Raw genomic sequence first — 8,338 nt, forward strand, 5'->3', positions numbered from 1 at the left:
TAAGAATAATAAACAGGTAGTTTTATGGTTAAGGTTCGCGAAGATTACATTGAGGATTTCGATGGCGAAGCCGCCATTGATCAATGGCTTGATAAAATCAGTTCAATTACCGAGTTGGGTAATATCGAGACAGTACGCCAGGCCTGTGAAACTAGCCTTGAAATCGAGCAGAAATCGGTCCAGGAAGATCGAGTCTGGGCAAAAGAGCACAATAGTTTTGTAATTGGTTTGGAGATGGCTCAGATTCTGATCGAGTTGGAATTGGATCAGACAGCTATCATTGCAGCAATACTTTATCGAGCTGTCCGCGAAGGTAAATTGCCGCTGGAGCAAGTATCGAAAAAATTTGGCGGAGAAACTGCCAAGTTGATCGAAGGTGTTGCGCGAATGGCAGCGATCTCTGCAACACATCGTCCATTTAAAGGTATGGTTTTAGGTCAGACTCAAGGGCAGATTGATAACGTCCGGAAAATGCTTGTGACCATGATTGATGATGTGCGCGTCGTACTCATCAAGTTGGCAGAGCGAACTTGCGCAATTCGAGCGGTTAAAGACGCGAACTCCGAAAAACGTCAGCGTGTTGCACGAGAAGTCTTTGATATTTATGCGCCTTTGGCACATCGCTTAGGTATAGGCTATATCAAGTGGGAGCTCGAAGACCTGTCTTTTCGCTACTTACACACTTCAGCCTATAAAAAGATAGCGAAATTGCTGGATGAGCGCCGAGTTGACCGGGATTCTTTTGTAAAAAGAATGACTGAAAAACTTGAGCTTGAATTAGAGAATGCCCACATCCGCGGCGAAGTCGCTGGCCGAAGTAAACACATCTATAGCATCTGGCGAAAAATGCGCCGTAAGAATCTAGATTTTTCTGAAATTTACGATATTCGAGCTTTTAGAATTCTGGTGCCCAGTGTACAAGACTGTTATTCGGTACTAGGTGTTGTGCATTCCTTGTGGAAGCATATTCCTTACGAATTTGATGACTATATTGCTAACCCGAAAGAAAATGGCTATCGCTCTTTGCACACAGCTGTCATTGGGCCAGAAGGAAAGGTCATGGAAGTGCAGATCCGTACGAGGGAAATGCACGAGGAAGCCGAACTGGGAGTTTGTGCTCACTGGCGCTATAAAGGTACCGATGTTAAAAGTCGATCTTCAGGGTATGAGGAAAAGATCAACTGGCTTAGACAAGTACTGGAATGGCAAGAGGAGGTGGGTGATGCCTCGGAAATTGCAAACCAGCTAAGCTCAGACGTTGGTGAAGACCGTATTTACGTATTTACACCTGATGGCCATGTTGTTGATTTGCCAAATGGCGCAACGCCGGTAGATTTTGCTTACCGTGTTCATACTGAGGTGGGCCATGCTTGTCGTGGTGCTAAAGTAAATGGTCGTATCGTGCCGTTAACTTACCCGCTTCGAACTGGCGAGCAGATTCATATTCTAACCTCTAACCAGGCTTCGCCGAGCCGTGACTGGTTAAATCCGAGTTTAGGCTATATTCAGACCTCGCGCTCACGAGCCAAGCTGGTTCATTGGTTTAAGCAACAGAATCGATCTCAGAATATCACTGATGGCCGAATACTTCTGGAGGATGAGCTTAAGCGCTTGTCTATTGGCGATATCCATTACTCGGAACTTGTGGAACAAACTCAGTTCAATAAGGTGGATGACCTATTTGCGGCGATTGGTGCAGGAGACGTGAAGCCAACGCATATAGCGAATGTTGCTCAGAAAATTCTGCAGCCTAAAGAACAGCAATTGGATCTTCGTCTTGGTGCACCACAGCAGAAAGCGGCGAATAGTGCTGGGCGAGATGATATCAAGATCAAGGGCGTTGGGCGCTTACTAACAACTATGGCGAAGTGTTGCCAGCCTGTGCCAGGAGACCCAATTACGGGTTATATAACAGTTGGACGAGGCGTCTCGATACACCGACAGGATTGTATGAATTTGCTCCAGCTTGAAGACTTGGAGCCAAATCGTATTATAGAAGTTTCCTGGGGCTATGAAGCCGATGCAGCCTATGGTGTGGGTATTGAGATTCAAGCCTATGACCGAGAAGGCCTGCTTCGGGATATAACGATTGTACTAGCTAACGAGAAGGTCAATGTAACGGGCGTGAATTCATACTCTGACCCACAAGAAAATATTGCGACCATTACCATTGCAATGGATGTGTCGAGCTTGGCGAGTCTTGGGCAAGCCCTAGCCAAGATCAAGCAATTACCCAATATTATTGATGCTCGCAGAAAACGTAACTAAGGAGCTTTGGTGTCTTCAGAGAAAGTTAAAAAGGCTCAGGATAGTATTCTAGAAGGTGCTTCCAATAAAGATGGAGTACTGAACCAGGCTTTGGATATTCAAGCGCGCGCAGCTAAGCACGGCTTTGATTGGCCTGAAATAGAGCCAGTTTTTGATAAAATAGCTGAAGAACTGGACGAGCTTAAGCAGGAAGTCATAAAAGCGAAAGCGCAGTGTAAGACAAGCACGGCTGAAGACCTTTTTAAAAGGCCTGAAATTCGAGCTGAGTTTGGTGACTTGCTTTTCAGCTGCTTGAATCTATCGCGCTTTCTAGGTGTACTTCCTCAAGATGCGCTTCAGCTTACCAATGATAAGTTTACTTCGCGCTTTCAATTTATCGAGGAGCAATTGGGCAATCAGGGCACTTCTGTGAGCGAGGTGCCCTTAACTCAACTAGACCAGCTCTGGGAGTTGGCCAAACTGAAAGAGAAATAAGCTTTCCAATTAGTTTTCTTCGCTAAAGTCGTAGTTCATTTCTGTAGAGGGTGCTTGCAGGTAGTAACCCTGAATATAGTTGACGCCCGCTTGCCACAAAGTTGATAGCAGGGCTGCACTCTCTACCAGCGGCACGATAGTGAGTTTACCCATGGACTGTAAGGTCTGAATCATTTCTTTAGCCTGTTCTTTTGAATCTTCACCCTTTTGCATATCTTGAGTAAAGGAACCTTCAAGCTTGATGTATTCTGGGCTTAAGTGTTTCAGAAGGTTGAAAGGTTTTAAGGCATGGCCGAACTGATTGATCGACATTTTACAGTGTAGGGTGCTGATACCTTTGGCAAACTCTTTTGCTTGTTTCATGTAAGTGATAGCGTTGTTTTCCGATATCTGGAAAATTAAAGAGTCGCCAGGTAGGCGAGCGGCTTTCAGCGCTACATTCAGCCATGAGGTGAAGGTTTGATCTTGTAGCGTCTCGCTGGTCAGGTTAATAAAGAGTTTGGTGTCATGACCTTTTGATCTATGTTCACTTAAGTGTTTAATTGTTTGTAAGATAACCCATTTGTCGATTTTGCTGGCCATATTACTTGGGCCGCTTGGTGGCAGGAAGTCATAGGGTGAAATTTCCTCGCCCTCTTCATTCAGCATGCGAATAAAGGCTTCGTAGTTCTCATCCCCTTCGCCTCTCAAGCTGATAATCGGTTGGAAGAGCAGCTTGAATTTGTCATTGTCGATTGCATCCTGAATCAGCTCCATTGCCATGTCATGGTCATCTAAAGGCTTATCAGTTTGAATCGTGTACAGTTTGACTCCATTTATCTCTTCAGCGTTGTCCTGAGAAGCGAGTTCTTGAGACGCCGTTTGAGCTCTACCTAGAATATCATTGATGGCGGGGGCATTCTCAGTTATCAAAGTGACACCAGTACTAAGTGTTATCTGAATTGTTTTTCCATCGACCTCAAATAAGTGATCTTCAACAGCCTGACCATAAGCTTGGGCGACTTCAACGGCATCATCTCCATTTTGTGCCGGGCATATTAGGCCAAAAACATCGTCGCTTAATCGAGCCAGGTGATGGTCGCTCTTTCGGTTGCTATCAATAACATGAGCCAGGTCGCGTAGTACCAGGTCGGCATCAGCCATGCCAAAATTGGTTTTTATCTTCTGAAAGTTATCGATGGCCAGGTAAAGTACGCCTGCATGCGTACTATTATTTACCGCACATTCTTTTGCATCGTGCAGTTGTTCCATAAAGTATTGGCGGTTATATAAACCTGTTAGCAGATCCTGTTGGCTGAGTTCTTTTATCTTTTCCGCAAGTTCTTCATTGTCATGCTCTGGACGGATAATAATTTGTAGGCAGTCTTCGCCGTCGTAAGTTGCAGCGGAAAGGCTCATGGTTGCGCTAATTTCAGTACCATCTTCACGAATGGATATGCAGGTTGTTGCTTCGGTCTTTTCGGCTTGCGGGTTATCTGAAAAAGGCTTAGATAGCTCTTTGAAGCTGCTTTGTGATTCTGAATTAAAGGTATCAAGCACAGGAATGCAGATCATTTCATCGATATCATCGTAGCCAAGGAACTGCATATAGGAGCTGTTGGCATAGATGTGCATACCATCACTGATATAAGCAATGGCATCTTTTGAGCTATCGAGTAACAATTCACAGCGGTGCTCTGCATCGCGAATTTTTGCTTCCATTAAACGCAACTTTTTACGATCGGCTCGACTCTCTAACTCTCGTCGCAGTACGACGACTATGTGTTTATCATTTTCGAAAGGTACGACATCTTTTGCGCCGGCTTTCATGTGCTTAACCAGCTGCTCATCGTCATAAGCATCACTTAAGACGATAAAGGGCAAATCGCGGTCTTTTTGGCGTATATGCACTAGGGCTTGGTTTATATCAAAGTCAGCTTCTTTTTCGCGGGCAACAAATAGATCCCAAGACTGCTCTTCAAGCGCATCGACGAACTCTTCTTCAGACTCGATACGCTTTGCCCGGGTAGGTATGCCGGCATTGCGCAACAGGCTGATTAGCTTTTCTGCGTCGTTCTCTGATGGGTCGAGAATAAGTAGATAAATTGTGTCGTTTATTTTGCTCATTGACTTGGGATACTGCTCTTAATGTTCAAAAAATATATACCTGTTAAACCAGGCAAGTTATTAATATAGAGCGCTTATGGTGTGCTCTATTTTCGTTTTCAGTTCTCTATTTATAGTGTCGGCCACAATGAGTCGAAGTCATCATCGTTGTCGCCTACCTCAATATCAGGAACCCGATTTTCAGTCAGCTCTTTCATTTGTTTGTTTTCTGACAGTTCAAATTGACTAAAGCTACCGGTCGCTGATACACGTGTTTCTAAATTACATTTTCCTTCGGCGCCATTGGCTCGAATCGATACCTTATGACCGGACATGAAGGGAAGCCTGGGTGTAATAAGTGTCGTAGGCTGACCTATGGCACTCAGTTCTGGTAACAGGAGTCCTCTTAGGTACTCGCTAGGGTCTCCCGTCTTCTGAAGCAATTGGACACCACATGGCTTAGCGCTAGGCGCTAATAGTTCGATCCCTACCTGGGTACCTTGCTGCTTGATATGTCTGATCCAGCGAATAACCGCGATGCTCCATGCTTGCTGAGCATTTTCACGCAAGGAAATTATTTCACCCGCTTGAATATTGCTTGGTACTTCACCTTCCCATTGCAGACAATAGCCACCAGGGCTTGTATTGACTAAAGGAACTGTGTACTTCGGGTAAGCGCTGTCGAGCTTGTCATCGATTGCTCGGTCATAGGAAATGGGCGCGTCGGAGGGCGTAGTCGCCGAATGACTACCGGCATCATAGCTGTCACCCCAACCATCCTGAGACTGATTGGTGGCACTTAGGAAAATATTGTCATCACCTGAGGTTGAACCGGATGCATGTTGAAGCATTTGTGTGTGGAACTCGACTTTTCCCGAGGTGTAATAGTGGCTTGCACTTAAACCAACACATAGGTTTAGGGCACCCTCATCTTCTACCCGTTTAAAGCTGCGCTTGGTTAATACACCGAATGAATGATGTAAATGATCCAAAACGACGTCGGAAATATGCTTAGGCAGTGCTATGATCGGCTCTTTTTCAATACGCTTCTTTGACTTTGCCTGCTCTACTTCAGTGTTAAGGTGTTCATTTAGTCTGCTCACTAGTTCGGTCGTGTTAAAGCCATAATGGCTGGCACTGGTACTTTTAAGTAAGCTTTTGTATCGAGGTGGTAGATCTTGCTCGATATTGATTACAAAGACTGATTCATCGATTTGATCGGCACCGATGTCAACTAGGTCTGACCACAATTCGAAAGCGTAATAAGCAATCTGTATATCGTTTTGACGTAGCTGGTTAGGGCGACAGCAGCTTAGTAAGAGATTCTGTTTATAGACTTGATCTATTCGAGTTTCTCGTCCGTCTCTTCTTTGATCGTCTGCAACGGTATATTTCAGTAAATTGTGTTGTTCAGCAAAGTAGAAAACCTGATGCATTTCGACCCAGATATCTCTGGGAGTGTGAATATAAAGCTGATTAGATCGGAGCAGGACTTGCCCATACTCGGACATCATCCTATGAGCAGCACAAGTAAAGTTTTTCCTGACTTTTTCGCTATTAATGTTAGGCACGCTATCGATAAGAATTATCTTATACGAGGTTGCGAGATGTATTTGGATAGCTTGAGTCAGGTTAGCAATTTTTTGCTGTTTTTCACTTAGTACAACTGACTGATTAAGGAAGTGTTTAGACAGCTCCTTACATACATAGTCTATTGGCGGCCTCAATAGTTCCAGAATTTGCATTCGTGTTAGAGGAGGAAGAGTCAGCTTATTAAACTCGATTATTGCCTGGTATAACTGGCGTGAGAGCTCTCCCACATTAGCCATCGGCAAATCCTTCACCCAAGCTTTAATTGCTGCTGGAGTATGTTCAGCAAAAGAAAAACTGATTAAAGTTTGCTCGGGGGTGGATAAATTTAATTCTATATCTTGGCCGTGCATTCATGATTCCTAAATTTGTAGTAAGAGGCTACTTATTTTGCTTGTACGGGTCAGCATCTAGTCAGAAAATTATGCGAAACCGTAGCCATAATACGCTTATAACTAGCATAGCAGGGATTATGGTATTGTCTTGAATGAGGGGGAAAAAGTGTGGCTTGAATTGTTAAATCGCGTTACAGGCTCGATTTAGTTCTCAGTAGCACATTATTTATGGCCAACTAAATGTTGCCAGGCTCTTAGAGTTTTGCCCCGGGATTTCCTGACTGAGGCGAGGAACGAGATAACCAGGCAGAGCGCCAAGAAGTTGCTTATAGAGCTTAAATGCTTCGCGCTCAGAGACCTCGAAATGCGCTGCGCCTGAAACACGGTCATACATAAATAGGTAGTAAGGGAGAATGCCCAGGTCAAAGAGCGCTAGACTAAGCTTTGTTAGTGTCTCTGCATGATTATTGACGTCTTTTAGCAAGACTGCCTGGTTCAATAAGGTGACGCCAGCCTGTTTGAGAGCAGTGAAGCAGGGTCTGAGTTGACTATCTAACTCGTTAGGGTGATTGCAGTGTGTGACGAGTATGAGTTGTTTGTTGCAATCAGAAAATATTTTTAATAGTTCTTGGTCGATTCTTTCCGGGATACTGACGACCATTCGAGAATGAATACGAATGCGTTGGATATGCTTGATATCAGCAATATTGTTTATTAGCCAGGCAAGGTGGTCGTTATTGTGTATTAAGGGTTCGCCACCGCTCAGGATTACCTCATCTAATTCTTTGTGTTCTTCAATGTAGTTGAAGACCTTTCGCCATTCGTTTTTTGATTGGCGATGCGCGTCATAAGGAAAATTCCGGCGGAAGCAGTAACGACAGTTAATAGCGCACACAGTACTACTCATGAGTAATACCCGATTATTGTACTTGTGCAGTAAGCCTTTGACGGGAGAGTACTCTTCCTCGTTCAGAGGGCTATCGTTAAAACCATCGACTTGCTTGAACTCTCTATTTTGAGGAAGTACTTGTAGAAGAAGTGGGTCATTCGGGTCGTTTGAACGAATACTTGCCAAGTAACGTGGTGGTACTCTTAATTCAAACAAACGCTCAGCCTCTTCATCTACTAAAGGATGATCGTTCAGACCTAGCTTGTTCAGCAAGTCTGCAGTACTTATTTTGCACTGGCTAAGTTGAGACTGCCATGAACCGTATTGCGCTTTATTTTCGACAGGAATAGTTGATAGATGTATCATGTGCGCTTTAATTTTGGTCTGCGAGCCTAAAAAAGAGTCAGCCCTTGATGTAAAGAGGCCGGTAAACCGCGCAGTATATAGCGAAGTAAAGCTATAGAAAACAGTTTGTCGCCCACTCATTGGCCCTGTATAGATTAGGCTGGACCAAGATAGCGAGAAAATAATTCCGTAAATTGAATAGTTCCTGCATAAATATGTAGGAGACAGAAACAGGTGAGATCAAAATGGGAAGTTATTCTACCAGCGAATTCCGTTCAGGCTTAAAAGTAATGTTGGATGGTGATCCTTGTGCGGTGATTGAGAATGAATTTGTAAAGCCAGGAAAAGGCCA

At 44.2% G+C, this 8,338-nt stretch carries 5 protein-coding genes and 1 pseudogene; 3 read left to right on the top strand and 3 right to left on the bottom strand.

Translation table 11 applies throughout. From position 1 onward, the window contains the following. Positions 1 to 24 precede the first annotated feature (24 nt). Together relA and A3729_RS02870 are read left to right on the top strand one after the other, a co-directional pair. A complete protein-coding gene (relA, locus tag A3729_RS02865; RefSeq protein ID WP_068509962.1) occupies positions 25 to 2,268 on the top strand; it encodes a GTP diphosphokinase in 2,244 nt (747 codons plus the stop codon). 9 nt (positions 2,269 to 2,277) lie between these two features. After that, a complete protein-coding gene (locus A3729_RS02870) occupies positions 2,278 to 2,742 on the top strand; it encodes a MazG nucleotide pyrophosphohydrolase domain-containing protein (RefSeq protein ID WP_068509964.1) in 465 nt (154 codons plus the stop codon). A 9-nt stretch (positions 2,743 to 2,751) separates the two neighbouring features. On the opposite strand, the gene A3729_RS02875 is transcribed toward A3729_RS02870, so the two are convergent. From A3729_RS02875 to epmB, 3 genes are all read right to left on the bottom strand, one after another. Further along, positions 2,752 to 4,848, bottom strand: a complete 2,097-nt coding sequence (locus A3729_RS02875) for an EAL domain-containing protein (protein WP_068509966.1) — start codon at positions 4,846 to 4,848, stop codon at positions 2,752 to 2,754. Positions 4,849 to 4,958: 110 nt separating this feature from the next. After that, positions 4,959 to 6,770, bottom strand: coding sequence for a hypothetical protein (locus A3729_RS02880; protein WP_068509967.1), 1,812 nt, complete (start codon positions 6,768 to 6,770; stop codon positions 4,959 to 4,961). A 208-nt stretch (positions 6,771 to 6,978) separates the two neighbouring features. Beyond that, the gene (gene epmB / locus A3729_RS02885; protein ID WP_068507605.1) at positions 6,979 to 8,007 is read right to left on the bottom strand and encodes an EF-P beta-lysylation protein EpmB; all 1,029 of its coding nucleotides are present in this window, start codon (positions 8,005 to 8,007) and stop codon (positions 6,979 to 6,981) included. Positions 8,008 to 8,231: 224 nt separating this feature from the next. Between epmB and A3729_RS02890 the strand changes: the two are divergent. Then, positions 8,232 to 8,338 (top strand): annotated as a pseudogene (locus A3729_RS02890) (elongation factor P); the annotation flags it as partial.

The sequence above is a fragment of the Oleiphilus sp. HI0043 genome (assembly GCF_001634935.1).

Bases quoted from the DNA above. Each gene is read 5' to 3' on its own strand.
- epmB (WP_068507605.1), bottom strand. From the start codon at position 8,007: ATGATACATCTATCAACTATTCCTGTCGAAAATAAAGCGCAATACGGT.
- relA (WP_068509962.1), top strand. From the start codon at position 25: ATGGTTAAGGTTCGCGAAGATTACATTGAGGATTTCGATGGCGAAGCC.
- A3729_RS02875 (WP_068509966.1), bottom strand. From the start codon at position 4,848: ATGAGCAAAATAAACGACACAATTTATCTACTTATTCTCGACCCATCA.
- A3729_RS02880 (WP_068509967.1), bottom strand. From the start codon at position 6,770: ATGCACGGCCAAGATATAGAATTAAATTTATCCACCCCCGAGCAAACT.